The organism is Streptomyces sp. NPDC058401 (assembly GCF_042722885.1).
Taxonomy (GTDB): domain Bacteria; phylum Actinomycetota; class Actinomycetes; order Streptomycetales; family Streptomycetaceae; genus Streptomyces.
This window is the reverse complement of sequence record NZ_JBHXKA010000027.1, coordinates 13177-39470: the sequence shown is the minus strand read 5'-3', so window position 1 is coordinate 39470 and position 26294 is coordinate 13177. Positions and strand designations below refer to the sequence as shown.

Below are 26294 nucleotides of genomic sequence, written 5' to 3'. Positions count from 1 at the left end.
GGCGGGCTCTCCCAACGTTCACCTCCCCACCACCCACCCGACAGCCGGGCGTCGCACGACGCCCGGCTGTCGTGCTCTACCGTCCGAAACGATCTTGAAGAACCAGGAGAACCCACTTCAGTGACCCGACTCAGCTCCGTGCGCCGGCTCCAGGCCGTCGGCGCCGCCGCCGCGATAGCCGCCGGCACCCTCGTGGCCGCCGCCCCCGCCGCCCAGGCCCACCCCGGCGGCCACTGCACCACCCCGCAGCTCAAGGCCGCCTGGTACGGGGACAACCAGGCCCGGCTCCAGCAGCTCATCGCGGACTACGGCAGCTGCAACCCGTACCGGCCGAACCGCAACAAGCCCGTCGCGGTCTTCGACTGGGACAACACCGTCGTCAAGAACGACGTGGGCGACGCGCAGATGTTCTGGCTGCTGCGCAACGGAAAGATCCGCCAGCCCGCCGGGGGCGACTGGTCCCGCACCAGCCGCTTCCTCACCCCGGCCGCCGCACAGGCCCTGGCCGAGGCCTGCGGAGCCCTCGCCCGGCCCGGCGCCCCGCTGCCCACCGGAACCCCCGAGGGCGCCGGCTGCGCCGACGAGATCAACGCCGTCTACGGCACCGCCGCCACCCGCGCGGCCGCCCCCGCCTTCGCCGGCTGGGACCGCCGTACGACCGAACCCGCCTACGCCTGGCTGCCGCAGCTCATGCAGGGCTGGACCGCGCGCGAGATCCGCGGCTTCGCCGCCGCCGCACGGGCCGAGAACCTGGCCGCCCCGGTCGACGCCAAGCAGCAGGTCGGCTCCGCCACCGCCACCGGCTGGGTGCGCTACTACGACCAGCAGAAGGAACTCATCGGCGCCCTGCAGAAGGCCGGCTTCGACGTCTGGATCAGCTCGGCCTCGCCGCAGCCGGTCGTCGAGGTGTGGGCCGAGGGCGTGGGCATCGACGCCAAGCACGTCATCGGCATCCGCAACACCACCACGTACGGTGGGAAGTTCACCTCCCACCTGCAGGGCTGCGGGTCCGTCGCGGACGGCGCCGACACGATGATCACGTACATCGACGGCAAGCGCTGCTGGATCAACAAGGAGATCTTCGGGGTGCGCGGCGCCGCGGCCGAGAAGGTCCAGCCGGCCGCCCGCCGCCAGGTCTTCGCGGCGGGCGACTCCGACACCGACATCTCGTTCCTGCGCGACGCGACCGTGCTGCGGCTCGTCGTGAACCGCAACAAGAACGAGCTGATGTGCCGCGCCTACGACAACAGCGACGGCAAGTGGATCGTGAACCCGATGTTCATCCAGCCCAAGAAGCAGAAGGCCGCCCCGTACCCGTGCGCGACCACCGGCTTCACCGGCCGCGACGGCACCCCGGGGCCCGTGCTCCGGGGTGACACGAGCGTCATCCCGGACCAGACGGACTCCGTGTTCTGACCGGTCCGTGCGGCCGGTTCTACCGGTCCGTGCGGCCGGTTCTAAAGGAAGGTGCGGCCCTCGCCCCGGTAGGTCGGGGCGGTGGCCGTCACCCGGTCGCCCTCGACCAGGTGCAGGGTGTCGAAGCGCTCGCACAGCTCGCCGGCCTTCGCGTGCCGGAACCAGACCCGGTCGCCGATCAGTAGATCGTCGGCCGGGCTGCCGAGCAGCGGGGTCTGTACCTCGCCGGCCCCCTCCTGCGCGTCGTAGCGCAGCCCCTCGGGGAGGTACGGAACCGGCAGCCGGTCCGCGCCGGGCGCGCCGGAGGCCGGGTACCCGCCGCCGAGCACCGTGACCACCCCGACCCCGGGCCGGCGGACCACCGGCTGGGCGAAGAGCGCCGCGGGGCGGCCGGTGAACGAGGTGTAGTTGTCGAACAGTCGCGGGACGTAGAGCCCCGACCCGGCGGCGATCTCCGTGACCGCGTCCTCGGCGGCGGTCTGCTGGACGCTGCCGGTGCCGCCGCCGTTGACGAACTCCAGGTCCGGCACGACCGCGCGCACGGCCCGTACGGCCTCGGCCCGGCGGGCGGCCAGCTCCTTGCGGGCCGCGCCCTGCATCAGCCGGATGGCGCGCGACCTCAGCGGGCGGCCCGCCAGCGCGTCGCCCACCCCGGCCACGTGGCCCTCGTAGCCCATCAGTCCGACCACCCGGAAGCCGGGCCGGGCGCTCACCGCGCGGGCCAGCTCGGCGAGCTGGGCGGGCTCGCGCAGCGGGGAGCGCCGGGCGCCGACGCGGACCCTGCCGCCGAAGAGCTGCAGGGCGGTGTCCAGTTCCAGGCAGACCCGGATCTCCTGGGCTCCGCCGTCGCGGGCCCGGTCCACGAGCTCCAGCTGCGCGGGGTCGTCGATCATCACGGTGACCGCGGCGGCCAGCTTCGGATCGGCGGCGAGCTCGGCGAAGCCCGCCCGGTCGGCGGACGGGTAGGCGAGCAGCACGTCCTCGAAGCCCGAGCGGGCCAGCCAGATGGATTCGGCGAGGGTGTAGGACATGATCCCGGCGAACCCGGGCCGGGCGAGGACCCGTTCCAGGAGCGCCCGGCACCGTACGGACTTGCTCGCCACCCGGACCGGCTTCCCGCCGGCGCGGCGCACGAGGTCGTCGGCGTTCGCATCGAACGCCTCCAGATCCACGAGGGCGAGCGGAGCGTCGAGATGGGCGGTGGCCCGGTCGTAACGGGCCCGGTCGGCGGCGGGGGAGTTCATGGGCGGCAGCCTGCCAGACGGTTGTACTCGTGGGTAGGGGGTTCGTTCGGGCCGCGGGGAGCCCGGCCAGGTCAGAGGCCCGGGAGCCCGTCGCGGTCACATCTCGGTCTCGGCCGCCGGATGCCCCTTTTGGATGGCGATCGGATGTTGAGGCGACGGTTCGCATGTGTGTACCGTCGCTCTTCCCCGGTCGGCATTACGGCACTGACGGGCGCGTAAAGTAAGGGCAGGCAGCCGACGGGAACGGGGGGCTGAGCCGCCGGATGAGTACGTCCACACCGCACGGCGGGGTCCTGACCGCGCCCGACCGGGACCCGGCACCGCCACGGCGGCGCCGCGGAACGGTCCTCGCCGCCGCCCTGTGCGGCCTCCTCGGCCTCGGTCTCACCGGTGCGGCCGGTTACAAGGCCGTCAGCGACCACCGGGCCGCCAACCGGGCGCTGTCCCCGGAAGAGGCCTACCGCAAGGCCGCCTCCCTCTGGCACAGCACCCCCGTGGACACCCTGTTCCCGCCCGTCCTCGACGGGCAGGACGCCGGGCCGGGCGGCGCCGACCGCACATGGACCCGGATAGCCCCCGCCGCCGAGGCGGGCTGCTCCGAGGCGCTCGCCGCCGACTGGCAGGCCCTGTTCGCCGGGACCGGGTGCACCCGCGTGCTCCGCGCGACCTACACCGACGCCACCCGCAGTTCCCTGGTCACCGTCGGCATGGTCTTCACCCCCGCCGATGCCACCGCGATGGACTCCCTGCGCGGCCGGCTGCCCGCCCCGACCGGCTACGGGTTCCCCGACAACCGCCGGGCCGCCTGGACCGCCTCCGTGCTCGCCGAGGCCCCGGTCGTCGTCTACACCGTCTCCGCCTTCGCCGACGGCCGCCGGCTGGGTGCCCCCAGCCCCGCCGAGGACAAGATGGCCGAGGACGCCAGGGGGCGCGTGGCCAAGGCGGGCCTCGGCCACGAGGCCAAGGCCGTCGCCGACCTGGTGGAAGGGACCCTGCGCGGCCTCGCCGGCTCCCCGCAGGGCCGGCCGTCCCCGCAGGCCCCGCAGGAGGGGGAGACCTCGCAGGAGTCGCAGACACCGGACCCGCAGTCACCTGATCCGCAGTCACCGGACCCGCAGTCACCGGACCCGCAGTCACCTGATCCGCAGGCCCCGAAGGCGACCTCGGAGGCCGCTCCATGACCCGCCGCGTCCTGCTCCCGGCCGCCCTCGCGCTCGGAGCCCTGTTCGCCGTCACCGCCGCGCAGCCGGCCGCCGCCGACGCCATCCGCGACCGCCAGTGGGGGCTGACCGCCCTGCGCGCCGAGGAGGCCTGGGGCACCACCAAGGGCGACGGGGTCACCGTGGCCGTCCTCGACACCGGGGTCGACCCGACCCACCCCGACCTGGCCGGCCAGGTGCTGGAGGGAGTCGACCTCGTCGGCATGGGCGCCGGACCGGGCGACCGGGCCTGGGCCCGGCACGGCACCGCCATGGCGGGGATCATCGCCGGACACGGCCACGGCTCCCTCGGCCTCGGGGGCGTCCTCGGCATCGCCCCCCAGGCGAAGATCCTCCCGGTCCGGGTGATCCTGGAGGAGAAGGACCCCGGCAAGGACAAGGCCCGCGAGAACAAGGGCGGCGCCCTCGCCGAGGGCATCCGGTGGGCCGCCGACCACGGCGCCGACGTGATCAACCTCTCGCTCGGCGACGACAGCAGCTCCGCCCACCACGAGGCCACCGAGGACGAGGCCGTCCAGTACGCCCTGGGCAAGGGCGTGGTCGTCGTCGCCTCGGCCGGCAACGGCGGCAAGGACGGCGACCGCATCTCGTACCCGGCCGCCTACCCCGGGGTCATCGCCGTCACGGCCGTCGACCGCAAGAACAAGAAGGCCCCCTTCTCCACCCGCAACTGGTACGCCACCGTCAGCGCCCCCGGCGTGGACGTGGTCATCGCCGACCCCGACCGCTCCTACTACCAGGGCTGGGGCACGAGCGCCGCCTCCGCCTTCGTCTCCGGCGCCGTCGCCCTGGTCAAGGCCGCCCACCCCGGCCTGTCCCCGGCGCAGATCAAGAACCTGCTGGAGGACACCGCCTCCGGCTCCCCGCCCGGCGGCCGCGACGACTCCCGCGGCTTCGGCCTGGTGGACCCCGTCGCCGCGCTCCAGGCCGCGGACGGGACGGCCCCCGAACCGGTGCTGCCCGTACCCGTCGCGGCCGTGAGCCCCTACTTCGGGGCCGGCCCCGACCCGGTGCCCGACCCCGGGCCCTGGGCGCGCTTCGGCGCCCCGGCGGGCGTGGCCGCGGGGCTGGCCCTGCTCGCGGTGGGCGGGGTACTGGCCCGGCGGCCCCGGGCCGGGCGGCGCGATCCCGACGCGGGATAGGCTCGGGGAACTGTGGCGAACAATGCTGAGCTGAACAAGAACATCCCGGACCCCGGCTTCTCCGACGACGACGGTTCCGCCGACCCCCGGCTGAGCGCGGCCCTGGCCGCCTGGGCCGTGGACAGAGCCAAGGAGCCGGAGGTGCTGGCGGCCCTGAAGGACGCCCGCCTGCTGGTTCCCGTCGTCGCGGTGCTCGGCGAGGTCGAGACCGACCCCGAGACCGGGCTCAAGCGCGAGAAGACCAGCGACATGGCCGTCCCCACCCTGCGGGCGGGGGACCGGCGGGCGCTGCCCGCCTTCACCTCCATCGCCTCGCTGGCCCTGTGGGACCCGGCCGCCCGCCCGGTGGCGGTGCCGCTGCACCAGGCGCTGGCCGCCGCCGTGCACGAGAAGGCCGACACCCTCGTCCTCGACCTGTCCGGACCGGTTCCCTACCAGCTCGCGGGCCCCGCGCTGCTCGCGCTCGCCGAGGGCCGCACGGACGCCGGTCCGCTCGCCGACCCCGCCGTGCGCGAGGCCGTACGGGCCGTCGTGACCGCCGAGCCGGCCGTACTCGCCGCCCACCTGGGCCCGGGCGGCGCGGACGCCGACGGAACCCTGGCGATCGTGCTCGCGGCCGGCCCGCAGGCCGCCGCCGCGGCCCGCAGGCTGGCGGAGGCCCTGGCGGCCGACGAGACCCTGCGCGCACGCCTCGTAGGCGGACTGGACCTGGCGCTGCTCCCCGAGGGCGCCCCGGTCCCGCCGGGCGAGCCGCTCTTCACGCGCTGACCGGCACTTCACACGCCGACCCCCGGAACGCACAAGGGCGCCTCCCGACCTCGGGAGGCGCCCTTCTCGTTCCGTTCGTTCCTTATGCGTACACGGGACCCGTGAACTTCTCGCCCGGGCCCTGCCCCGGCTCGTCCTGCACCAGCGAGGCCTCGCGGAAGGCCAGCTGGAGGGACTTCAGGCCGTCGCGCAGCGGGGCGGCGTGGAAGGAGCTGATCTCGGTGGCGCTCGCGGTGACCAGGCCGGCCAGGGCGGTGATCAGCTTGCGGGCCTCGTCGAGGTCCTTGTACTCGGAGTCCGGCTTGTCCAGGCCCAGGTTGACCGCCGCAGCGCTGAGCAGGTGGACGGCCACCGTGGTGATGACCTCGACGGCCGGCACGTCCGCGATGTCGCGGGTCAGGTCGTCGTAGTCGGGAGCGTCAGTGGGGGAACCGGAGGGCGTCGCGTCAGTCATGTGCCCCACGATATGCCGTGCGGCAGGCTTGCAAGACGGGTGCTAGTATGTACTTCGACCGGCCGGACACTTATGTGCCCGGCCCACAAGTGGAGGCTCCGATTCTCCCACCCAGCCGCCCTCACGGGAGGCGGGTCACCGGTCTGGTGGTATCCATCGTTCCGTACGGACGATGGAAAGCTGCCCGATTTTGCGCCCCGCGGTTCGCACGCGACGGTGCTCCGGTTGTATTGGAGCCCCCGTCTGTGCCCGGCGGGGCTTTTTTGTTTGTCCCGCCGCGGTCGGTCTGACGGAAAAACGTCAGCGGCTGTCCTCCAGGCAGCCGTGTGGTGCTACCGAGGAGGATCCATCAGCACCGAGCCCCGCATCAACGACCGGATTCGCGTTCCCGAGGTACGACTCGTCGGCCCGAGTGGCGAGCAGGTCGGCATCGTGCCGCTTGCCAAGGCGCTCGAGCTCGCGCAGGAGTACGACCTCGACCTGGTCGAGGTCGCGGCGTCCGCACGCCCGCCGGTCTGCAAGCTCATGGACTACGGCAAGTTCAAGTACGAGTCGGCCATGAAGGCCCGTGAGGCGCGCAAGAACCAGGCGCACACGGTCATCAAGGAAATGAAGCTCCGGCCGAAGATCGACCCGCACGACTATGACACCAAGAAGGGTCACGTCGTTCGGTTCCTCAAGCAGGGCGACAAGGTCAAGATCACGATCATGTTCCGTGGTCGCGAGCAGTCCAGGCCGGAACTCGGCTACCGACTGCTGCAGCGTCTGGCTTCGGACGTCGAGGACCTCGGGTTCATCGAGTCGAACCCGAAGCAGGACGGCCGAAACATGATCATGGTTCTCGGTCCGCACAAGAAGAAGACCGAGGCGATGGCCGAAGCCCGCGAGGCGCAGGCCGCCCGCAAGGCCGAGCGCCAGGGTGCTGCGCACGGCGACGAGAGTGGTGACGAGGCCCTGGCCGCCGACGCCGCGCTCGAGGCGGAGAACGCCGCACTCGAAGCCGAGGACGTGGACGCGGAGGACGCTTCCGACGAAGCGGACGACGCGGCGGCCGAGGTCGGCACCGACGAGGCAGCCGCCTCGGACGAGGCCTCTGCCCAGGCCTGATTCCGAGGCAGCCCGTCTCGGATCACCGATACAACATGACGCTCCCGCGAGCCGGCCCCCACCAGGGCCGGTGGGGGCGCCACCGACGAGGAGATAACGGCGCCATGCCGAAGAACAAGACGCACTCCGGGACCAAGAAGCGCTTCAAGATCACCGGCTCCGGCAAGGTGCTCCGCGAGCGCGCCGGCAAGCGCCACCTGCTCGAGCACAAGTCGTCCCGTGTCACCCGCCGCCTGACCGGCACCGCGGAGATGGCCCCCGGCGACGCCAAGAAGATCAAGAAGCTTCTCGGCAAGTGACGTCCTCCGCTCCCCTTCCGGGAGCGGGAGCACGTCAAGACCGGGACCCCATCGAATTCGGGCCGTGTGAAGTCATCCGCGGCCCCGCTACAAGGAGTACACAGTGGCACGCGTCAAGCGGGCAGTAAACGCGCACAAGAAGCGTCGGGCAATCCTCGAGGCGGCGAAGGGTTACCGCGGTCAGCGTTCGCGCCTGTACCGCAAGGCCAAGGAGCAGGTCACCCACTCCCTGGTCTACAACTTCAACGACCGCAAGAAGCGCAAGGGCGACTTCCGTCGGCTCTGGATCCAGCGCATCAACGCGGCTGCCCGTCAGAACGGCATGACGTACAACCGCCTCATCCAGGGTCTGAACGCCGCCAACATCGAGGTGGACCGCAAGATCCTCGCCGAGCTGGCCGTCAACGACCCCAACGCGTTCGCCGCGCTGGTCGAGGTCGCGCAGAAGGCCCTCCCGGCCGATGTCAACGCCCCGAAGGTCGCTGCCTAAGCAGCACGCCCTCAAGGCTGCAGTAACTTGTCCCGGACCCGCAGGCCACGCGCCTGCGGGTCCGGTGCGTTGATCACCGATTTCGACCGGGTCCGACCCAGTTCCACCCGCTGTACGTACGGAAGCGAGCCGACCGCCATGGGCACCCCCGCCGAGCTGATCTCCCCCCGGTCCACCCGGGTGGCCGCCGCCAGGCGCCTGGCGCGGCGCAATTTCCGCACCAAGGAGCGCCGCTTCATCGCCGAGGGCCCGCAGGCCGTGCGCGAGGCCGCGGAACACCGCGGCGCCGGTGGTGAGTCCACGCTGATCGAGCTGTTCGCGACCGCGGAGGCCGCCGAGCGCTACGCCGACATCGTCGACGCCGCGTACGCCGCCGGGGCCCGCGTCCACTACGCCTCCGACGAGGTCCTCGCCGAGGTCTCTCAAACCGTCACCCCGCAGGGCCTGGTCGGCGTCTGCCACTTCCTGGACTCCCCGTTCGAGGAGATCCTGAAGGCCCGGCCCAAGCTCGTCGCCGTCCTCGCGCACGTCCGCGACCCCGGCAACGCCGGTACGGTGCTGCGCTGCGCGGACGCCGCCGGAGCCGACGCCGTCGTGCTGACCGACGCCTCCGTGGACCTGTACAACCCCAAGTCGGTACGCGCCTCCGTGGGCTCCCTCTTCCACCTCCCGGTGGCCGTCGGCGTGCCCGTGGAGCAGGCCGTCGAAGGGCTGCGCGCGGCCGGCGTACGGATCCTCGCCGCCGACGGGGCCGGCACGGACGACCTCGACGCCGAGCTCGACGCGGGCACCATGGGCACCCCCTCGGCCTGGATCTTCGGCAACGAGGCCTGGGGCCTGCCCGAGGAGACCAGGGCGCTCGCCGACGCCGTCGTACGGGTCCCGATCCACGGAAAGGCCGAGAGCCTGAACCTCGCCACGGCCGCCGCCGTGTGCCTGTACGCCTCCGCGCGTGCACAGCGGGCGCCCGGAGGGTGCCGCTCCGTGACCCCCAGCTAGTAATGTGGCGGCCCGGGGGGCCCACTGTGGTACTCGGAGATGTGGGGTACGGGGACATGACCGTCGGTACGAACAGCTCGCCAGGTGCCGCCAAGGCGGCCGGCGCACAGGTCCTGGCGACCGTGTCCCAGCTGGCCGGCCCCGCCGCCCGGGTGCCCGTACAGCAGCCCCAGGGCGCCTGCGCCCCGCCCCCGCAGGCCCGTACCGCTCCCACGGGCCCCGCAGGCCCCGCCGCGGCGGCTCCGGAGCTCTCGGACGGGCTGGAGCTCTCGGACGGGCCCGGAGACCACGCCGGCCTCGGGATCGACCCCGACGACCTGCCCGACGGGCTGGTCGTCGCCGACGCCACCGGCCGGGTCATCTGCTTCAACTCCGCCGCCGCCCGGATCACCGCCCTCGTGGCGGGCGAGGCACTCGGGCTGGGCATCGAGCACGCACTCCCGCTGGAGGACCTCGAAGGCCGCCGCTGGTGGGCGCTGACCGACCCCTACGGAGGCCTCGCCACCCGGCGCGGACAGCCCGAGCGCAACCTGCTCCTCCCCGGCGGCCGCGAGGTGCTCGTCTCCGCCCGGTACGTGCGCACCCACCCCAAGGGCCCCGTGCGCCGGCTCGTGGTCACCCTGCGCGGCACCGAGGCCCGGCGGCGCACCGAGCGCAGCCACGCCGAGCTGATCGCCACCGTCGCGCACGAGCTCCGCTCCCCGCTCACCTCCGTGAAGGGGTTCACGGCGACCCTGCTCGCCAAGTGGGAGCGGTTCACCGACGACCAGAAGCGGCTGATGCTGGAGACCGTCGACGCCGACGCGAACCGCGTCACCCGGCTCATCGCCGAGCTCCTGGACATCTCCCGCATCGACTCCGGCCGCCTGGAGGTGCGCCGCCAGCCGGTCGACATCTCCACCGCCGTGGGCCGCCACGTCCAGGCGCTCACCGCGAACGGGCAGGCCCCGGAGCGGTTCCTCGTCAGCGTGAGCAGGCCGCTGCCCGACCTGTGGGCGGACCCGGACAAGATCGACCAGATCCTCGGCAACCTGCTCGAAAATGCGGTGCGCCACGGCGAGGGAACCGTCACCATCGACGTGACGCCGACCAGCTTCGCGAACGCCGCGGGGAAGACCGAGAAGGGAACCGCCGTCACCGTGACCGATGAAGGCCCCGGTATCCCCGAGGAGTCGATGGGCCGCGTCTTCACCCGTTTCTGGCGGGGCAGCAAGCGCGGCGGCACCGGGCTGGGCCTCTACATCGTCAAGGGCATCGTGGAAGCCCACGGCGGCACCATCAAGGTCGGCCGCGGCCCCGGCGGCGGCGCCGAGTTCCGATTTATCCTGCCCGTCGGCGCCCCGGCGTACCTCACGCAGTAGCCCTGCGGAGCGTCTCGCCAGGCGGCCCACGGGCTCCTTCACCCCCAGCGACCTTTAGACTCGACCTTTGGCACCTTTGTGTCCTAGTGCCGAGCGCGTCCTGCGCGTCGCGCGGGGGACCACCAGCCAGCCATCGGAAGTACGGGAAGAGATGTCGGCACCGAACAAGTCGTACGACCCTGTCGAGGTCGAGGCACTGAAACCGGAAGAGATCGAGCGCATGCGGGACGAGGCGCTCGCCGCCTTCGCCGCCGCCGGCGACCTCGACGAACTTCGCGAGGCGAAGACCGCGCACATGGGCGACCGCTCGCCCCTGGCGCTCGCCAACCGCGAGATCGGCGCGCTGCCCCCGCAGGCCAAGGCCACCGCGGGCAAGCTCGTGGGCCAGGCCCGCGGCGCCGTGAACAAGGCGTTCGGGGCCCGCACGGTCGCGCTCGAAGCCGAGCGCGACGAGCGGGTGCTGGTCGAGGAGGCGGTGGACGTCACGCTGCCCTACGACCGCGTGCCCGCCGGCGCCCGGCACCCCCTGACCACGCTGATGGACCGCATCGCGGACATCTTCGTGGCCATGGGGTACGAGGTCGCGGAGGGCCCCGAGGTCGAGGCGGAGTGGTTCAACTTCGACGCCCTCAACTTCACGCCCGACCACCCCGCGCGCCAGATGCAGGACACCTTCTTCGTCCGGGGGCCGGAAGGCACCGAGGGCGACGAGTCCGGAGTCGTGCTGCGCACCCACACCTCCCCGGTGCAGGCGCGCTCGCTGCTGGAGCGCAAGCCCCCCGTCTACATCGTGTGCCCGGGGCGGGTGTACCGCACCGACGAGCTCGATGCGACGCACACCCCGGTCTTCCACCAGGTCGAGCTGCTCGCCGTGGACGAGGGCCTGACCATGGCGGACCTCAAGGGCACCATGGACCACATGGTCCAGGAGCTGTTCGGCGAGGGCACCACCACGCGCCTGCGCCCGCACTTCTTCCCCTTCACCGAGCCGTCCGCCGAGATGGACATGCAGTGCTACGTGTGCCGCGGCGCGTCGGTGGGCAACCCCGACCGCCCGTGCCGCACCTGCTCCAGCGAGGGCTGGATCGAGCTCGGCGGCTGTGGCATGGTCAACCCGAAGGTGCTCATCGCCTGCGGCGTCGACCCGGAGAAGTACAGCGGGTTCGCCTTCGGCTTCGGCATCGAGCGGATGCTGATGTTCCGCCACAACGTAGAAGACATGCGAGACATGGTCGAGGGTGACGTTCGTTTCACCCGGCCGTTCGGGAGTGAGATCTGATGCGCGTCCCGCTTTCTTGGCTGCGGGAGTACGTCGACCTCCCCGCGGGTGAAACCGGTCGCGACGTGGCCCACAAGCTCGTCGACGCCGGCCTCGAGGTCGAGACCGTCGAGCAGCTCGGCGGCGGGCTCAAGGGCCCGCTCGTCGTCGGCCGGGTGCTGACCATCGAGGAGCTCGAAGGCTTCCGCAAGCCGATCCGCTTCTGCACGGTCGACGTCGGCAGCGCCAACGGCACCGGCGAACCGCAGGAGATCGTCTGCGGCGCCCGGAACTTCTCCGTCGGCGACAAGGTCGTCGTGGTGCTGCCCGGCGCGGTGCTGCCCGGCGACTTCGCGATCGCCGCGCGCGAGACCTACGGCCGCACCTCCCACGGCATGATCTGCTCCGGCGACGAGCTGGGCATGGGCGACGACGGCACGCACGGCATCATCGTGCTGCCGCACGAGCACGAGGTCGGCTCCGACGCGATCAAGCTCCTGGAGCTGGTCGACGAGGTCCTCGACATCGACATCACCCCGGACCGCGGCTACTGCATGTCCATGCGCGGTGTGGCCCGCGAGGCCGCCACCGCGTACGGCCTGCCGCTGCGCGACCCGGCGCTGCTCGACGTGCCCGCGCCGAACTCGTACGGCTACGCCGTCAAGATCGACGACCCGCAGGGCTGCGACCGCTTCACCGCCCGCACGGTGACCGGTCTCGACCCCGAGGCGCGCTCCCCGATCTGGCTCACGCGCCGCCTCCAGAAGGCGGGCATGCGCCCGATCTCGCTCGCCGTCGACATCACCAACTACGTGATGCTCGAACTCGGCCAGCCGCTGCACGCCTACGACCGCTCGCGGATCGACGGCGCCATCGGCGTCCGCCGGGCCGAGCAGGGCGAGAAGTTCACCACCCTCGACGGAGTCAAGCGCACGCTCGACTCCGAGGACCTGGTGATCACCGACAACAGCGGCCCGATCGGGCTCGCCGGTGTCATGGGCGGCGCCAACACCGAGATCGCCGACTCCGTCACCGACCCCGAGACGGGCGCCGTCACCGGCACCACCGAGGTCGTCGTGGAGGCCGCGCACTTCGACGCCGTGTCGATCTCGCGCACCGCCCGCCGCCTCAAGCTGTCCTCGGAGGCCTCCAAGCGCTTCGAGCGCGGCGTCGACCCGCAGGCCGCCGCCGCCGCCGCGCAGCGCACCGTCGACCTGCTCGTGCTGCTCGCGGGCGGCACCGCCGAGGCCGGCGTCACCGAGCTCACCGCACCGGGCGCCCCGCGCACCATCGCGATGAGCGCGGACCACCCCGACAAGGTCGCGGGCATGGACTACGGCCGGGAGACCGTCGTACGCCGCCTGCAGGAGGTCGGCTGCGACGTCTACGGCCAGGACGAGCTCGTCGTCACCACGCCCTCGTGGCGGCCCGACCTCGCCGAGCCCAACGACCTCGCCGAGGAAGTCATCCGGCTGGAGGGCTACGGGAACCTTCCCTCCACCCTCCCGCAGGTGCCCTCCGGCCGCGGTCTGACCGCCCGGCAGCAGCTGCACCGCCGGGTCGGCCGCGCGCTGGCCGGCGCGGGCTACGTCGAGGCGCTCAGCTACCCGTTCCTGGGCGAGGGCGTCTTCGACCAGCTCCAGCTGTCCGCGCACGACGCCACCCGCCAGGTCGTCAAGCTGGTCAACCCGATCTCCGACGAGGAGCCGGCGCTGCGCACCACGCTGCTGCCGGGTCTGCTCGGCGCACTGCGCCGCAACGACAGCCGGGGCAGCCACGACCTCGCCCTCTTCGAGACCGGCTCGGTCTTCCGGGCCGCCGCGCAGCCGGGCGTCGCCGTACGCCTCGGCGTCGACCGGCGTCCCACCGACGAGGAGATCGCCACCCTGAACGCGGCCCTGCCCGCGCAGCCGCGCTACGCCGCGGTCGTGCTGGCCGGGGCCCGCGAGCAGGCCGGCTGGTGGGGCAAGGGCCGTCCGGCCGACTGGGCCGACGCGGTGCAGGCGGCGCGTTCGCTGGCCGTCGAGGCCGGTGCGGAGCTCGTCGTGCGCCAGGGCCAGTACGGTCCCTGGCACCCGGGCCGCTGCGCCGAGCTGCTCGTCACCCTGGACGGGGTGGAGACGGTCATCGGCCACGCCGGTGAGCTGCACCCGCGCGTGGTCAAGGCGATGGGCCTGCCGGCCCGCACCAGCGCCATGGAGCTCGACCTGGACCGCCTCGCGGCGGCCGGCGGCGAGGCCCTCCAGGCGCCCCGGATCTCCTCCTTCCCGGTGGCGACCCAGGACGTCGCGCTGATCGTGGACGCGTCGGTGCCGGCTTCGGCCGTCGAGGACGCGCTGCACAAGGGGGCCGGTGAACTGCTGGAGTCCCTGCGGCTGTTCGACGTCTTCGAGGGCGAGCAGGTGGGCGAGGGCAAGAAGTCCCTCGCGTACGCGCTGCGCTTCCGCGCGGCCGACCGGACGCTGACCGCCGAGGAGTCCACGGCGGCCCGTGACGCGGCGGTCGCCCTGGCGGGCGAGCGCACGGGCGCGGTGCTGCGCGGCGCGTAGCCGCTGCCGCTCTGTGCTGAGGGGGTGCGTCCCGGTTCCGTCCGGGGTGTGCCCCCTCACCCGTACCCGGGCCGTGCGGGGCGGTGGGCCGGCCCTGCGGGGCTGTCCCCTACCCGCCCTTCGCCCGTTCCCCGGGCTGCGCCCGGACCCCCTCGGGGCTCCGCCCCGGACCCTGCGCCTCGAACGCCGGCGGGGCTGATGAGGCGCCCGGCCCCCTCGGGGCTCCGCCCCGGAGCCCGCGCCTCAAATGCCGGCGGGGCTGACGATTTCAGTCCGTCCGGCGTTCCGGGGACCACGCGGGCCGGGCCCGGTGGGTGGGCCCGGCGCGCGCTCGGTCCGGCCCGGCCGGGTCCCGGCGACCAACCAGGACCCGGCGGAGCCGAAACGCGCCGCCCGCCTGCCGTGGAGTGTCGGGCAGACAACAGGACGGGCGGCGCGGTGTGCGGGTCGTCGCACTGTACGAGGGGGAGCCGACGACCCGGGCTACCTCTTGGCGAGGCCCTTAAGTGAAGCGCTCGGACGGACTCCCGCGGGAGGGTGCGTATCGCATTTATGCGCGTACGCCGTTCACACCCCGTGTGAACCCCGCACCCACTAGCCTGGATGCGACGAGCCCTTGGAGGGGCCATGCAGCCCAATGCACTGCTCGATGCCCTCCTCGCAGAGGCGGGCATGTCCCACGCAGGACTCGCCGCGTACGTGAACCAGGCGGGCCGCACCCGCGGACTCGCGCTGCGGTACGAACACACGGCCGTGGCACGGTGGTTGAAGGGGCAGCGCCCGCGCGGTCAGGTCCCGGACCTGATCTGCGAGGTGATCGGGGGACGGCTGCGGCGGCCGCTCTCCCTCGACGACGTAGGGCTCGGGCTGCCCGGGCAGCCCGCCGATCCCCACGGGTCTGCGCTCAGCGGCTTCGTGGACCGCGCCGCCGCACTGTGGCGCTCCGACGGCAACGGCCGCCAGCCCCTCGACGCCGGGGCCCTGACCGGCACCCCCGCGGTGATGCCCGTGTGGGAGTGGGAGAACCCGCCGGAGGATGCCGACGTGTCCCGCGAGGGTCCGACCCGGGTCGGACCCGAGCACGTGGAGATCCTCAAGGCGGCCCGCGCGCACTACGAGCTGATGTACCGCAGGGCCGGCGGCGTGGCCACCCGCGACCGGGTGGTCCGCTTCCTCGGCACCGAGACCGCCCCCATGCTGCGCGGCAGTTACTCCGACGGCCTCGGCCGCAGCCTGCACCGGGCGGGCGGTTCCCTGGTGGCCGTGGCGGGGATCTGCGCGTACGACTCGGACGCGCACGGGCTGGCCCAGCGCTACTTCCACCAGGCGCTGAGGCTGGCCAAGGCGAGCGGGGACCGGGGGCTCGGGGCCTACGTGATCGCGCTGATCGTCAACCAGTCCCTGCATCTACGGGAGTTCCGCCAGGCCGTGGCCTTCGCCGAGGCCGCCCTGCGCGCCGCGGGCCGGCACACCACCCCGGCCCTGGCCGCCGACCTGTACGCCATGCAGGCCAAGGCCTACGCCCAACTCGGTGATGCCTCAGCCGCGTTGGCCTGCATCCGCAAGGCCGAGGCGGCGGCGGAACGGATCCGGCCCGGCACGGAGCCGGACGAGACGGGGTACGTCCAGCCCGGGCTGGTCAACGTACAGGTGGCGGAGGCGCTGCTCGGCATGGGTGATCTGCGGGCGGCCCGGGAGCAGGCTTCGGCGGCCGTCGGCACCCCCGCGCACGACCGGGGCCGGGTGCACCGGCTCGCGATGCTGTGCGAGATCCAGCTGCGCCAGGGCGAGGCCGACCAGGCGGTGGCCTCGGCGGCCGAAATGGCCGAGCGGGCCAAGGGGATGGAATCGCTGCGCCTGCGCGACCGGCTGCGGGCGGTCCGGGAACAGCTGCTGACCAGCGGTTGTTCGGGGGCCGAGGACACGGCCGAACTCATCGACGGGGCGCTGCGCGTTCCGCTGTGACATCCCCCGTGGCGTTCTCTGCGCCGCCCTTTGCGCGTTCCCCTGGGCCGGGGGGAACTGCTGCCATGTTGCCACCTACTCGATCGGAAGGTGGCAGAACCGTGCAGTGGATGAACCTGAGTGAGCAAACCGTGTACACGAACCGCTGGTTCGATGTGAATCTCGCCGATGTGGAGCTCCCCGACGGCCGGCACCTGGACCATTTCGTGATCCGGCTGCGCCCGGTCGCCGTCGCCACGGCCGTCAACGAGGCCAACGAGGTGCTGCTGTTGTGGCGCCACCGCTTCATCACCGACAGCTGGGGCTGGGAGCTGCCCGCCGGGGTCGTCGAGGACGGCGAGTCGGTGGAGCGGGCGGCCGCCCGCGAGATGGAGGAGGAGTCGGGCTGGCGGCCCGGCCCCCTGCACCACCTGATGACCGTCGAGCCGTCCAACGGGCTGACCGACGCCCGCCACCACCTCTACTGGGCGGACGGGGCCACGTACACGGGCCACCCCGAGGACGACTTCGAATCCTCGCGCCGCGAGTGGGTCCCGCTCAAGCTGGTCCCCGACATGATCGCGCGCGGCGAGATCCCGGCCGCCAACATGGCGGCCGGGCTGCTCTTGCTGCACCACCTGCGGCTCGGCTGAGCCGTACGCGGCCGGCTGTGCGGGCCGGCCGTGCGGCTCGGCCGTGCGGATCAGCTGTACGGGTAGAAGCCCGAGCCGGTCTTGCGGCCGAGCCGGCCGGCGTCGACCATGCGCTGGAGCAGCGGGGGAGCCGCGTACAGGGGCTCCTTGAACTCCGCGTACATCGAGTCGGCCACCGAGGCCACCGTGTCCAGGCCGATGAGGTCCGCGAGCTTCAGCGGGCCCATCGGGTGGGCGCAGCCCAGCTCCATGCCGTTGTCGATGTCCTCGCGGCTCGCGATGCCCGACTCGAACATCCGGATCGCGGACAGCAGGTACGGGATGAGGAGCGCGTTGACGACGAAGCCGGACCGGTCCTGGGCGCGGATCGCGTGCTTGCCCAGCGCCTGGCCGACCAGCGCCTCGGCACGCTTGATCGTCTCGTCGCTGGTGGTCAGCGCCGGGATCAGCTCGACGAGCTGCTGCACCGGGGCCGGGTTGAAGAAGTGGATGCCGATGACCTGGTCGGGACGCGAGGTCGCGACGGCCAGCTTGACCAGCGGGATCGAGGAGGTGTTGGAGGCGAGGATCGCGTCCGGGCGGGTGACCACCTGGTCGAGGACCTGGAAGATCTCCGTCTTGACCTGCTCGTTCTCGACGACCGCCTCGATGACGAGGTCGCGGTCGGCGAACTCGCCGAGATCGGTGGTGAACGACAGGCGGGCCAGGGTCGCGTCCCGCTCCTCCTCGCTGATCTTGCCGCGTTCGGCGGCCCTGGTCAGGGAGGTGTGCAGCCGGGTCCGCCCGAGTTCGAGTGCCTCGCCGGTGGTTTCGGCGACCATCACCTCGAGCCCGCTCCGGGCGAACACCTCCGCGATGCCCGCGCCCATCTGGCCACAGCCCACTACGCCGACGCGTGCGATGTCGTCTGGGAGGTCCGTCACATCGTGCCTTTCGCTGCTCTCCATCGCGGGTCCCCCGTACTCGTGCAGTGGTAACTGCGTTCCGGCGCCCGCCACGCCCCCCGACGTTACCCCCGTCCTTGCCCGGCGTGTCGGGCCGGGGCGGGCATGCTGGGCGGACACGAGGCAATGTCACGGAGCGGAACGGAGTCGTCACATGGCGTCCATCGGGAGGCGGGGAGTGTTGGCCGGCGCGGCGGGGGTGCTGGCGGCGGTGGCGGCGGCCCCCGCGCGGGCGGCCGGGCAGTCGCGGGCGGCCGGGCGGCCGGAGACGGGCCGGGCCGGTGCGGGGGAGCGGGTGGAGGAGGCGGGCAAGCCGGCGTTCCGCGGCATGTGGGTCGCCTCCGTGGAGAACGTGGACTGGCCCTCGCGGAGCGGGCTTTCCGCGCGGGAGCAGCGCGCCGAGCTGCTGGCCCTCCTCGACACCGCCGTCGCCCGCCGCCTCAACGCGGTGATCCTCCAGGTCCGGCCGACCGCCGACGCGATGTGGCCCTCGGCGCGCGAGCCGTGGTCGCAGTGGCTCACCGGCGAGCAGGGGGTCGACCCCGGCTGGGACCCGCTCGGCACGGCGGTCACCGAAGCGCACGCCCGGGGGCTGGAGCTGCACGCCTGGTTCAACCCGTACCGGGTGGCCAACCACACCGACCGGAGCCTGCTCGTCCCCGAGCATCCGGCCCGGCGCAACCGGGGCTGGACCGTGCCCTACGGCGGCAAGCTCTACTACAACCCCGGGCTGCCGGAAGTGCGCCGCTTCGTGCAGGACGCCATGCTCGACGCCGTCGCCCGCTACCCCCTCGACGGGGTGCACTGGGACGACTACTTCTACCCGTACCCCGTCGAGGGCCGCGATTTCGACGACGACGCCGCCTACGAGCAGTACGGCCGGTCCTTCGCGACCCGCGCCGACTGGCGGCGCCACAACACCGACACCCTGGTCCGCGAGATGTCCGAGCGGCTGCGGGCGCTGCGCCCCGCGACGCGCTTCGGCATCAGCCCCTTCGCCGTCTGGCGCAACTCCGACCGCGATCCGCTCGGTTCGCCGACCCAGGCGGGCGTCGGCACGTACGACGACCTGTACGCGGACACCCGCAAGTGGGTGCGCGAGGGCTGGATCGACTACATCGTGCCGCAGGCGTACTGGCAGATCGGCCACCCGTCCGCCGACTACGCCGCCATCGTCCCCTGGTGGGCGCGGACCGTCGCCGGCACCCGCGTCCAGCTCTACGTGGGGGAGGCGCTGTACCGCTGCGACGCGGAGAGCTCCACCGCCGCCTGGCGCGATCCGCGCGAGCTGTCCCGGCACCTGCGGTTCGCCGCCGGACACCCGGAGGTCCGCGGCCACGTCTACTTCTCCGCGAAGCAGGTGGACGCGGACCCCAACGGGGCGATGGCCCAGGTGGTCGCCGATCACTATCCGACGGCGGTGGCCGTGCCGCCGCGCTGACCCGCCCGTCTGTCGCCCGGGCCGTCTGCGGGCCCTTCAGGGGCAGCCCGTCAGTGGTCGTGGTCGCCAGTGGTCCTGGTCGTCAGTGGTCTTGGTCGGCGGGGTGCTTCACAATGCAGTCGGGGCCGGGGGACATGACGGCCTCGTGTCCGTCCGTGAAGCGGACGCGGTAGGGAGGGGTGCCGTTCTCTCCCAGGACCTGGGTGATCTCACCGACCTTGTCGTGCTGGCCCACGATCCTGCCGTGCTGAACCAGCTGGTCGCCCTCGGTCGCGCGCATGCTGACCTCCTAGGTGGCGGTCCGATCCGGTGCTAGCAGTTTAGGTCGTTTCACTGCTGTTTGACCTGTTCGGTCTGTCGGGCCGGCCGGTCCGGCCGCTGCGTTACCGCGATGCAGACGAGCACCGCGCACGCGGCGACGGGCGCGGCCGGGGACAGGGTCTCGCCGAGCAGCAGCACCGACCACAGCAGGGTCAGCAGCGGCTGTGCGAGCTGGAGCTGGCTGGCGCGGGCGGCGCCGATCTCGGCCATGCCCTTGTACCAGACGAAGAGGCCGAGGAAGGAGGAGCCGACCGCCACCCAGACCAGCCCGGCCACCCCGCGGCCGGTCGGCTCGACCGGTTCGTACGCGAGCCCGAGCAGGGAGCCGGCCAGGCCGATGGGCAGGCACAGCACCAGCGCCCAGGCGATCACCTGCCAGCCCGGCAGCAGCCGGGCCAGGCGCCCGCCCTCGGTGTACCCGGCCGCGCACACCAGCAGCGCGGCGAAGAGGAAGGCGTCGCCGGCCGAGAGGGCGCCGCCGCTCTGGGCCACGGTGAAGCCGAGGACGACGACCGCGCCGGCCACGGCCGCGGCCCAGAACCTCCGCGAGGGCCGGGCACCGGTGCGCAGCGAGGAGACGACCGCCGTGGTGAGCGGGAGCAGGCCGACCACCACGGCGGCGTGCGAGGTGGTGGAGGTCTGCAGGGCCAGGGTGGTCAGCAGCGGGAAGCCGACGACCACGCCGCCGGCGACGACCGCCAGCCCCGCCCAGTGGGCGCGGGCCGGTACCGGGACGCGCAGGGCCAGCAGGAAGGCGCCGGCCGTCAGGCCCGCGAGCAGACAGCGCAGGCCGAACAGGGACCACGGGCCGAAGCTCTCCAGGCCCCAGGCGGTGCCGGGGAAGGTCAGCGAGAAGGTGACGACTCCGGCCGCGGCGAGGGTGGTGCCGCCGAGGGCGGGCCGGGAGCGGCCGGCTTCGGTGCCTCGAACTGCTATCGCGTTGGGGAGAGTAGCGCTATTCTGTGCTGTCATGTACGAGCGTAGCAGCGTGGCGGAACTGGCGGAATCCCTTCGAGTCGAGCTGAACCGCTACTCGGTGGGTGGAAAGCTCCCGTCGAGCAGGGCCCTGGTCGAGCAGTACCGGGTCAGTCCCGTCACCGTCTCCCGGGCCCTCGCCCAGCTCGCCGCCGAAGGTTTGGTGATCACCCGCCCCGGAGCCGGGGTCTACCGCGCGCAGCCCCGTACGCACGCCCCCGCGCCCGGCGACACCTCCTGGCAGGCCGTCGCCCTGAGCGCCGAGGACGCGGGCGAGGTGGTCCCGCGGTCCGTGGACGCCTCCGGGGTGCTGGTCACCCTGGCCGCCCCGCCGGCCGGGGTCATCGCCCTGCACAGCGGCTACCTGCACGAGGCGCTCCAGCCCGAGCGGGCCATGGCGGCGGCCCTCGCCCGGGCCGGCCGGCGGCCCGGGGTGTGGGGGCGGCCACCCGTGGAGGGGCTGCTCGAGCTTCGGGACTGGTTCGCGCGGGAGATCGGCGGGGCGGTCGCGGCCTCGGACGTCCTGGTGACCGCGGGCGGCCAGAGCGCGCTGGCCACCGCGCTGCGGGCGCTCGCCCCGCCGGGGGCGCCGATCCTCGTCGAATCCCCGACCTACCCGGGGCTGCTGGCCCTCGCGCGGGCCGCCGGCTGCCGGCCCGTCCCCGTCCCGGTGGACGCGGACGGGGTCCGGCCGGAGCTGCTGGCCGCCGCCTTCGAAGCGACCGGGGCGCGGGTGTTCGTATGCCAGCCGCTGTTCCAGAACCCGACCGGGTCCGTCCTGTCCGGCGAGCGGCGGGGCGAGGTGCTGCGGATCGCGCGCGCCGCCGGGGCGTTCGTGCTGGAGGACGACTACGCGCGCTCCCTGGCCCACGAGGACGCGGGCCCGCTGCCCGCGCCGCTCGCCGCCGAGGACCCGGACGGGGTGGTCGTCCACGTGCGCTCCCTGACCAAAGTCACCTCGCCCAGCCTGCGCGTGGGCGCCCTCGCGGCCCGGGGCCCGGTCTTCGACCGGCTGCGCGCCATCCAGGTCGTCGACAGCTTCTTCGTGCCCCGGCCCCTCCAGGAGGCCGCCCTGGAACTGGTGGGCGCACCCGCCTGGCCGCGCCACCTCAAGACCGTGGCCGCCGAACTGCGCCACCGCCGGGACGTCCTCACGGGGGCGCTGCGCCGGGAGCTGCCGGAGCTGGAGGTGCCCCATCCGCCGCGCGGCGGCTACCAGGTGTGGGCGCGGCCCGGCGGGGGCGGCGACGACGCGGCCTTCGTGGCGGCCGCTCTGCGCGCCGGGGTCGCGGTCGCCCCGGGCCGCCCCTACTTCTGCGCGGAACCGCCCGGCCCGTTCGTCCGGCTGAGCTTCGCCGGGGTGTCCGGCGCGGGCGAACTGACCGAGGCCGTCCGACGGCTGAGGGCCGGACTCGGTACGGACGCCTGACCCCGAAATCGGTTGAAGCGCAGGTGGGGCGTGCCTAGCCTGCGGGCATGGACGACACCACAGACACCGGCGGCACGGGCATCCGGATCACCACGCTCGCGGAGCGGCCCGAACTGGCGGCCCGGCTCTGGGACATGAAGGACTCGTGGCCCGAGTTCGCCCAGCACGACGCGCTGGCCTGGCTGCTGTACCCGCGGATGGTGGCCGAGTTCCCGGAGTACGTCCTGATCGCCACCGACGGCGACGCGGTGGTCGCCCGGGGCTTCAGCGTGCCCTTCGCGCAGCACGCGCCGGGCCGCGACGGGGCGCTGCCCGCACAGGGCTGGGACCGGATCCTGATGTGGGCCTTCTCCGACCGGCGGCGCGGGGCCGAGGCCGACACCGTGAGCGCGATCGAGATCAGCATCGCCGTCGGCCGGCAGGGCGAGGGCCTGTCCGGCCGGATGCTCGCCGCGATGCGGGAGAACGCCCGGGCGCGCGGTTTCACCGAGGTGGTGGCGCCGGTCCGGCCCAGCGGAAAGCCCGCCGAGCCGGACACCTCGATCCACGAGTACGCGTACCGCACCCGCGAGGACGGGCTCCCGCACGACCCGTGGCTACGGGTCCACGTGCGGGCGGGCGGGGTCATCGACTCGGTGGCCCCGCTGTCGATGACGATCACCGGCTCCGTCGCCGAGTGGCGGCAGTGGACCGGCCTGCCCTTCGACACGGCCGGCCCGGTCCGCGTGCCGGGCGCCCTCTCCCCGGTCCACTGCGAACCGGAGCAGGGCTTCGCGGTCTACGTGGAGCCGAACGTCTGGGTCCGGCACGCCCTCTCCTAGGCCGTCGCTTTCGGACGGCCTAGAGGAGCGCGATGGAGGCCGTGGCGGAGGAGGGGAGGTAGATCCCTCCGATGCCCGCGTAGGTGACCCGGTAGCCGCGCAGGAGTTCGTCCAGCGGGATCGTCAGCCGGGCCGGTGTGTCGCAGCGGGCGGCTCCGAACTGGTCGGTGACGGCCGTGCAGAGGGTCCGGCCGCCGACGGTGGTGAAGGTGACCGGCACGCCGTCCAGCCCGGCCGGGGCGTCCGCGATCCGCACGGTGGTGCTGAGGTTCTTGACCCCGAACAGCAGCCCGTTCAGCTTCGCCGGACCGGCCGTGGCGAGCGTGGCCACGGCGGGCCGGACCAGCTCGGGCGCCTCGCAGAGCTGGGCGGCGTGAGCGTAGACCTGCCCGGTGGGGCAGGCCACGACGGTGGCGACCCCGCCCGCGCACTGCACGTAGAACCGCTGGTCCTGCAGGCGCGGCAGCCGCCCGGTGACGCCGCCGGCGCACGAGCCCTCGGCGGCGCCCGCGGGTGCGGTCCCCATTCCCAGCGCGAGGACCGCCCCGGCGGCCAGCGCGGTGAGGCCCTTGGAGACCAGTCCCTTGCCGATACGTAACACCCTTGCCCCCAGATCACTCAGTGTGACGAAATGAATACGAAGTGACTATAGGGACGGGTGTGTGGCGGGCGCAACGCTCTCGGGGCATCGCCAGGGAGTACGAATATCCGCTAGGTTGAACGCGTTCAAGTCGAGTGGGCGCGGCCGGAGGGGGCGGGCATGGCGGAGATCTCGTTGCACGGCCGGGGAGCGGCGGGCGGCGTCCTGGGGGCGCGCCGGGCATGGGCCGCCCACCCGTGGCAGCGGCGGATCGCACTGGTCGCGCTGTTCCTCCCGGTGCCGCCCGTGGTGGAGCTGCTCACGGAAGGGCTGTCGCCGTTCCTGCCGGTCGCGCCGGTCCTTCTGCTCGCGGCGCCCACCGCCCTGCGCGGGCACCGGGCCCGGTTCGCGGGCACGTGCGCGGCCCTGGCGGTCGTGCTGCTCGGGTGGTCGCTCTTCGGCACCCTGGAGTCGGGCGCGTGGCTCTTCCTGCCGTCGGCGCTCCTCCTGCTGTGCGCGAACTTCGCCGACCCGCGCGGGCACGCCACCCGGGCCGCGGTCTCCAGCTTCGCCGCCGTGGCCGTCGCGGTGCTGCCCGCGGTCGGCTCGCTGGGAGCCCTGGTCCGTCTGCTCGGCGGCTGAACCGGCTGAACCAGTTGAACCGGCTGAACCGGCTGACCTAGCGGCCCCGGGGCTTTCCGCGCTTGCCGGTGGACTTGGCCGTGGCCTTGCCGCCCTTGGGGGCCCCGGACCGCGGGTTCCTGGCGGCCGGCTTGCCGCCCGACTTGGGGGCGGGCTTACGGGCCGGCTTCGCCTTCTTCTGCTCCGGCTCGGGCTGCGTACGGCCGCGCCCGCGCGAGCTGTTCACGGTCCGCCCGCGCACGATCCCGATGAACTCCTCGACCAGCTCGGGAGTCTCGTCCGCCTCGGGCCACGACAGCGCGACGCGCGACTCGGGGGCGTCGAGCAGGGTCCGGTAGGTGAGGTCCTTGCGGTGGTGCAGCCGCGCGAGCGACTGGGGCACGATCAGGACCCCGATGCCCGCGGCCACCAGCTCGATCGCGTCGGCCGTGGTCTCCGGGCGCTGGAGCGCGGCCTTGCCCGGCAGCTGCTCCCACTCGAGGGTGTCGTCCAGCGGGTGGAGCACGATGTCGTCGGCCAGGTCCGCGAGCGACAGCTCCTCGGCCGCGGCCATGAGGTGGTCCTTCGGGATCACGACGACCGTGGTCTCGGTGTAGAGCGGGATCGCGCTGAGGTCCGTACGGTCGATCGGCAGCCGCACGAACCCGGCGTCGGCGCCGCCGCCGCGCAGCAGTGCGGGGGCCTCGCCCGGAGTGACCTGGACGAGGGTCAGCGGAACGTCGGGCAGGCGCTCCTTCCAGATCCGGACCCACTTCGTGGGAGTCACCCCGGGGACGTATGCGAGCTGGAACGACGGGGGTGTCCGGGAGTCTGTCACCCGGCCAGATTACCGGCCGTGGTCGGAGGTGGCGCACATGCTCGATACCCTTGACCTCATGACGTCGCACCAGACCACCCAGACCATGAAGCCCGCCACTGCGGCGAAGAAGCTGGGTGTGTACCTCGAGGCCACCCCCGCAGAGTTCCAGGAGGGTGTCGTCTCGCGCACCGAGCTGACCGCCCTCCAGGCCGAGCCGCCCCAGTGGCTGCAGGACCTCCGCAACAACGGTCCGCACCCCCGTCCGGTGGTCGCGGGGAAGCTCGGCATCTCCATCGCCGGTCTGGCGCGCGGCGGTGTCACCGAGCCGCTCACCACGGAGCAGATCGAGGCCCTGAAGCAGGAAATGCCCGAGTGGCTCGCGAAGGAGCGCGCCACCCAGGCCGACGTCCGCAAGGAGACCGTCCGCATCAAGCAGATGCAGGCGGAGAAGGCCGAGAAGGCCGAGAAGACCGGGAAGTAACCGCGAGGCGGCCGGGAGGCGGCGTGACGATCGAGGACCTGGTGCGGCTGCGCCGCGCCCGGGACGTGATGGACCGCGACTACGCCGAGCCCCTGGACGTACCGGCCCTGGCGGCCGTCGCCCTCATGTCGCCCGGCCACTTCTCCCGCAGCTTCCGCGCGGCCTTCGGGGAGACCCCGTACAGCTACCTGATGACCCGCCGAGTCGAGCGGGCGAAGGCGCTGCTGCGCCGGGGCGACCTGAGCGTGACCGAGGTCTGCTTCGCGGTCGGATGCACCTCGCTGGGCTCCTTCAGCTCGCGCTTCACGGAGCTGGTCGGCGAGACGCCCAGCGCCTACCGGGCCCGCCGCCACGAGGCCGGCGCCGCCATCCCGGCGTGCGTCGCCAAGGTCTTCACCCGGCCCGTCCGGAACTCCGCGGCCGGCAGGGGAGCGGGATCCACGGCCGCGTCGTAGCGTCGGGGCATGACCATCAAGCTTTCGCAGTGCTTCATCGCCGTCGACGACCACGACAAGGCGCTCGCCTTCTACCGTGACGCCCTCGGCATGGAAGTGCGCAACGACGTCGCCTTCGAGGGGATGCGCTGGGTGACCGTCGGCTCGCCCGAGCAGCCCGACGTGGAGATCGTCCTCGAACCGCCGCTCGCCGACCCCGGCGCCTCGCCGGCCGACCGGCAGGCGATGGCGGAACTGCTGGCCAAGGGCGTGCTCCGCGGGGTGATCTTCTCCACGGACGACGTGGACGCCACCTTCGAACGCATCCGGGCCGCCGGCGCCGAGGTGCTCCAGGAGCCCGTCGACCAGCCGTACGGGGTCCGCGACTGCGCCTTCCGCGACCCGGCCGGCAACATGCTCCGCTTCAACCAGCCCCGGAGCCACTGACCCCGGAGCCACTGACCCCGGAGCCACTGACCCCGGAGCCACTGACCCCGGAGCCACTGACCCCGGAGTCGCCGTC

27 protein-coding genes are annotated in these 26294 nt (G+C 73.2%); 20 read left to right on the top strand and 7 right to left on the bottom strand.

Annotation, left to right across the window (positions count from 1 at the left end):
- Window positions 1-120 precede the first annotated feature (120 nt).
- Window positions 121-1416, top strand: a complete 1296-nt coding sequence (locus ACFWNV_RS12995; RefSeq protein WP_383944933.1) for a haloacid dehalogenase-like hydrolase — start codon at window positions 121-123, stop codon at window positions 1414-1416.
- A 41-nt stretch (window positions 1417-1457) separates the two neighbouring features.
- Here ACFWNV_RS12995 and ACFWNV_RS12990 read toward each other — a convergent pair whose 3' ends face one another.
- Complete coding sequence (locus ACFWNV_RS12990; protein ID WP_383944930.1) at window positions 1458-2660, bottom strand: amino acid deaminase/aldolase; 1203 nt, start codon at window positions 2658-2660, stop codon at window positions 1458-1460.
- 263 nt (window positions 2661-2923) lie between these two features.
- On the opposite strand from ACFWNV_RS12990, the gene ACFWNV_RS12985 reads away from it, so the two are divergent.
- Genes ACFWNV_RS12985 through ACFWNV_RS12975 form a run of 3 tightly spaced genes read left to right on the top strand, consistent with a single transcriptional unit; the run spans window position 2924 to window position 5790 of the window.
- Entirely contained in the window at window positions 2924-3841 is a 918-nt protein-coding gene (locus ACFWNV_RS12985) for a hypothetical protein (RefSeq protein WP_383944927.1), read from the top strand.
- Entirely contained in the window at window positions 3838-5022 is a 1185-nt protein-coding gene (mycP, locus tag ACFWNV_RS12980) for a type VII secretion-associated serine protease mycosin (RefSeq protein WP_383944924.1), read from the top strand. Before ACFWNV_RS12985 ends, mycP begins: the two co-directional genes overlap by 4 nt.
- Window positions 5023-5034: 12 nt before the next feature.
- On the top strand, window positions 5035-5790 hold the full coding sequence (locus ACFWNV_RS12975) for an SseB family protein (RefSeq protein WP_383944921.1): 756 nt from the start codon (window positions 5035-5037) through the stop codon (window positions 5788-5790).
- Between the two features lie 82 nt (window positions 5791-5872).
- Here ACFWNV_RS12975 and ACFWNV_RS12970 read toward each other — a convergent pair whose 3' ends face one another.
- Window positions 5873-6244 carry a DUF1844 domain-containing protein gene (locus tag ACFWNV_RS12970; RefSeq protein WP_327251874.1) on the bottom strand — a complete coding sequence of 124 codons (372 nt, stop codon included), beginning with the start codon at window positions 6242-6244 and terminating at the stop codon, window positions 5873-5875.
- 324 nt (window positions 6245-6568) lie between these two features.
- Between ACFWNV_RS12970 and infC the strand changes: the two genes are divergently transcribed.
- The 9 genes from infC (at window position 6569) to ACFWNV_RS12925 (ending at window position 16904) form a co-directional block, all read left to right on the top strand.
- Complete coding sequence (infC, locus tag ACFWNV_RS12965) at window positions 6569-7351, top strand: translation initiation factor IF-3 (protein ID WP_383944917.1); 783 nt, start codon at window positions 6569-6571, stop codon at window positions 7349-7351.
- A 104-nt stretch (window positions 7352-7455) separates the two neighbouring features.
- Window positions 7456-7650: a 50S ribosomal protein L35 gene (gene rpmI, locus ACFWNV_RS12960; protein ID WP_215021864.1), complete on the top strand. Its 195-nt coding sequence runs from the start codon at window positions 7456-7458 to the stop codon at window positions 7648-7650.
- Between the two features lie 103 nt (window positions 7651-7753).
- Window positions 7754-8140 carry a 50S ribosomal protein L20 gene (gene rplT, locus ACFWNV_RS12955; protein ID WP_112446980.1) on the top strand — a complete coding sequence of 129 codons (387 nt, stop codon included), beginning with the start codon at window positions 7754-7756 and terminating at the stop codon, window positions 8138-8140.
- A gap of 138 nt (window positions 8141-8278) precedes the next feature.
- Window positions 8279-9139: a TrmH family RNA methyltransferase gene (locus ACFWNV_RS12950; protein ID WP_383944913.1), complete on the top strand. Its 861-nt coding sequence runs from the start codon at window positions 8279-8281 to the stop codon at window positions 9137-9139.
- 56 nt (window positions 9140-9195) lie between these two features.
- Window positions 9196-10500: an ATP-binding protein gene (locus tag ACFWNV_RS12945; RefSeq protein WP_383944910.1), complete on the top strand. Its 1305-nt coding sequence runs from the start codon at window positions 9196-9198 to the stop codon at window positions 10498-10500.
- A 151-nt stretch (window positions 10501-10651) separates the two neighbouring features.
- Complete coding sequence (gene pheS / locus ACFWNV_RS12940) at window positions 10652-11779, top strand: phenylalanine--tRNA ligase subunit alpha (RefSeq protein WP_243334093.1); 1128 nt, start codon at window positions 10652-10654, stop codon at window positions 11777-11779.
- Window positions 11779-14307 carry a phenylalanine--tRNA ligase subunit beta gene (pheT, locus tag ACFWNV_RS12935; RefSeq protein WP_383944907.1) on the top strand — a complete coding sequence of 843 codons (2529 nt, stop codon included), beginning with the start codon at window positions 11779-11781 and terminating at the stop codon, window positions 14305-14307. The genes pheS and pheT overlap by 1 nt, the downstream gene beginning before the upstream one ends.
- A gap of 627 nt (window positions 14308-14934) precedes the next feature.
- Entirely contained in the window at window positions 14935-16272 is a 1338-nt protein-coding gene (locus ACFWNV_RS12930) for a transcriptional regulator (RefSeq protein ID WP_383944904.1), read from the top strand.
- Between the two features lie 110 nt (window positions 16273-16382).
- The gene (locus tag ACFWNV_RS12925) at window positions 16383-16904 is read left to right on the top strand and encodes an NUDIX hydrolase (RefSeq protein WP_383944901.1); all 522 of its coding nucleotides are present in this window, start codon (window positions 16383-16385) and stop codon (window positions 16902-16904) included.
- 50 nt (window positions 16905-16954) lie between these two features.
- Here ACFWNV_RS12925 and ACFWNV_RS12920 read toward each other — a convergent pair whose 3' ends face one another.
- A complete protein-coding gene (locus ACFWNV_RS12920; protein WP_383944898.1) occupies window positions 16955-17851 on the bottom strand; it encodes a 3-hydroxybutyryl-CoA dehydrogenase in 897 nt (298 codons plus the stop codon).
- Between the two features lie 151 nt (window positions 17852-18002).
- On the opposite strand from ACFWNV_RS12920, the gene ACFWNV_RS12915 reads away from it, so the two are divergent.
- Complete coding sequence (locus ACFWNV_RS12915; RefSeq protein ID WP_383944896.1) at window positions 18003-19289, top strand: glycoside hydrolase family 10 protein; 1287 nt, start codon at window positions 18003-18005, stop codon at window positions 19287-19289.
- Window positions 19290-19371: 82 nt separating this feature from the next.
- Here ACFWNV_RS12915 and ACFWNV_RS12910 read toward each other — a convergent pair whose 3' ends face one another.
- Both ACFWNV_RS12910 and ACFWNV_RS12905 read right to left on the bottom strand, forming a co-directional pair.
- Window positions 19372-19569, bottom strand: a complete 198-nt coding sequence (locus ACFWNV_RS12910; protein WP_383944893.1) for a DUF1918 domain-containing protein — start codon at window positions 19567-19569, stop codon at window positions 19372-19374.
- A gap of 50 nt (window positions 19570-19619) precedes the next feature.
- On the bottom strand, window positions 19620-20582 hold the full coding sequence (locus tag ACFWNV_RS12905) for a DMT family transporter (protein WP_383944891.1): 963 nt from the start codon (window positions 20580-20582) through the stop codon (window positions 19620-19622).
- Here ACFWNV_RS12905 and ACFWNV_RS12900 point away from each other — a divergent pair.
- Both ACFWNV_RS12900 and ACFWNV_RS12895 read left to right on the top strand, forming a co-directional pair.
- Window positions 20581-22014 (top strand): PLP-dependent aminotransferase family protein, encoded by a 1434-nt coding sequence (locus tag ACFWNV_RS12900; RefSeq protein WP_383944888.1) that lies wholly within the window; start codon window positions 20581-20583, stop codon window positions 22012-22014. The genes ACFWNV_RS12905 and ACFWNV_RS12900 overlap by 2 nt on opposite strands.
- A 47-nt stretch (window positions 22015-22061) precedes the next feature.
- Complete coding sequence (locus tag ACFWNV_RS12895; RefSeq protein WP_383944885.1) at window positions 22062-22835, top strand: N-acetyltransferase; 774 nt, start codon at window positions 22062-22064, stop codon at window positions 22833-22835.
- 19 nt (window positions 22836-22854) lie between these two features.
- On the opposite strand, the gene ACFWNV_RS12890 is transcribed toward ACFWNV_RS12895, so the two are convergent.
- Window positions 22855-23436, bottom strand: a complete 582-nt coding sequence (locus ACFWNV_RS12890; RefSeq protein ID WP_383944882.1) for a chitin binding peritrophin-A domain-containing protein — start codon at window positions 23434-23436, stop codon at window positions 22855-22857.
- 159 nt (window positions 23437-23595) lie between these two features.
- On the opposite strand from ACFWNV_RS12890, the gene ACFWNV_RS12885 reads away from it, so the two are divergent.
- Window positions 23596-24057, top strand: a complete 462-nt coding sequence (locus tag ACFWNV_RS12885; protein WP_383944880.1) for a hypothetical protein — start codon at window positions 23596-23598, stop codon at window positions 24055-24057.
- A 37-nt stretch (window positions 24058-24094) separates the two neighbouring features.
- Here the strand turns inward: ACFWNV_RS12885 and ACFWNV_RS12880 are convergent, their stop codons facing one another.
- Entirely contained in the window at window positions 24095-24874 is a 780-nt protein-coding gene (locus ACFWNV_RS12880; RefSeq protein WP_383944877.1) for a LysR family substrate-binding domain-containing protein, read from the bottom strand.
- Between the two features lie 37 nt (window positions 24875-24911).
- On the opposite strand from ACFWNV_RS12880, the gene ACFWNV_RS12875 reads away from it, so the two are divergent.
- From ACFWNV_RS12875 to ACFWNV_RS12865, 3 genes are read left to right on the top strand one after another with little or no spacing between them, the layout of a single operon-like run.
- The gene (locus tag ACFWNV_RS12875) at window positions 24912-25337 is read left to right on the top strand and encodes a DUF5997 family protein (RefSeq protein WP_383944874.1); all 426 of its coding nucleotides are present in this window, start codon (window positions 24912-24914) and stop codon (window positions 25335-25337) included.
- 23 nt (window positions 25338-25360) lie between these two features.
- The gene (locus ACFWNV_RS12870) at window positions 25361-25792 is read left to right on the top strand and encodes a helix-turn-helix domain-containing protein (protein ID WP_383944872.1); all 432 of its coding nucleotides are present in this window, start codon (window positions 25361-25363) and stop codon (window positions 25790-25792) included.
- A 9-nt stretch (window positions 25793-25801) separates the two neighbouring features.
- Window positions 25802-26218: a VOC family protein gene (locus ACFWNV_RS12865; RefSeq protein WP_383944869.1), complete on the top strand. Its 417-nt coding sequence runs from the start codon at window positions 25802-25804 to the stop codon at window positions 26216-26218.
- Window positions 26219-26294 lie beyond the last annotated feature (76 nt).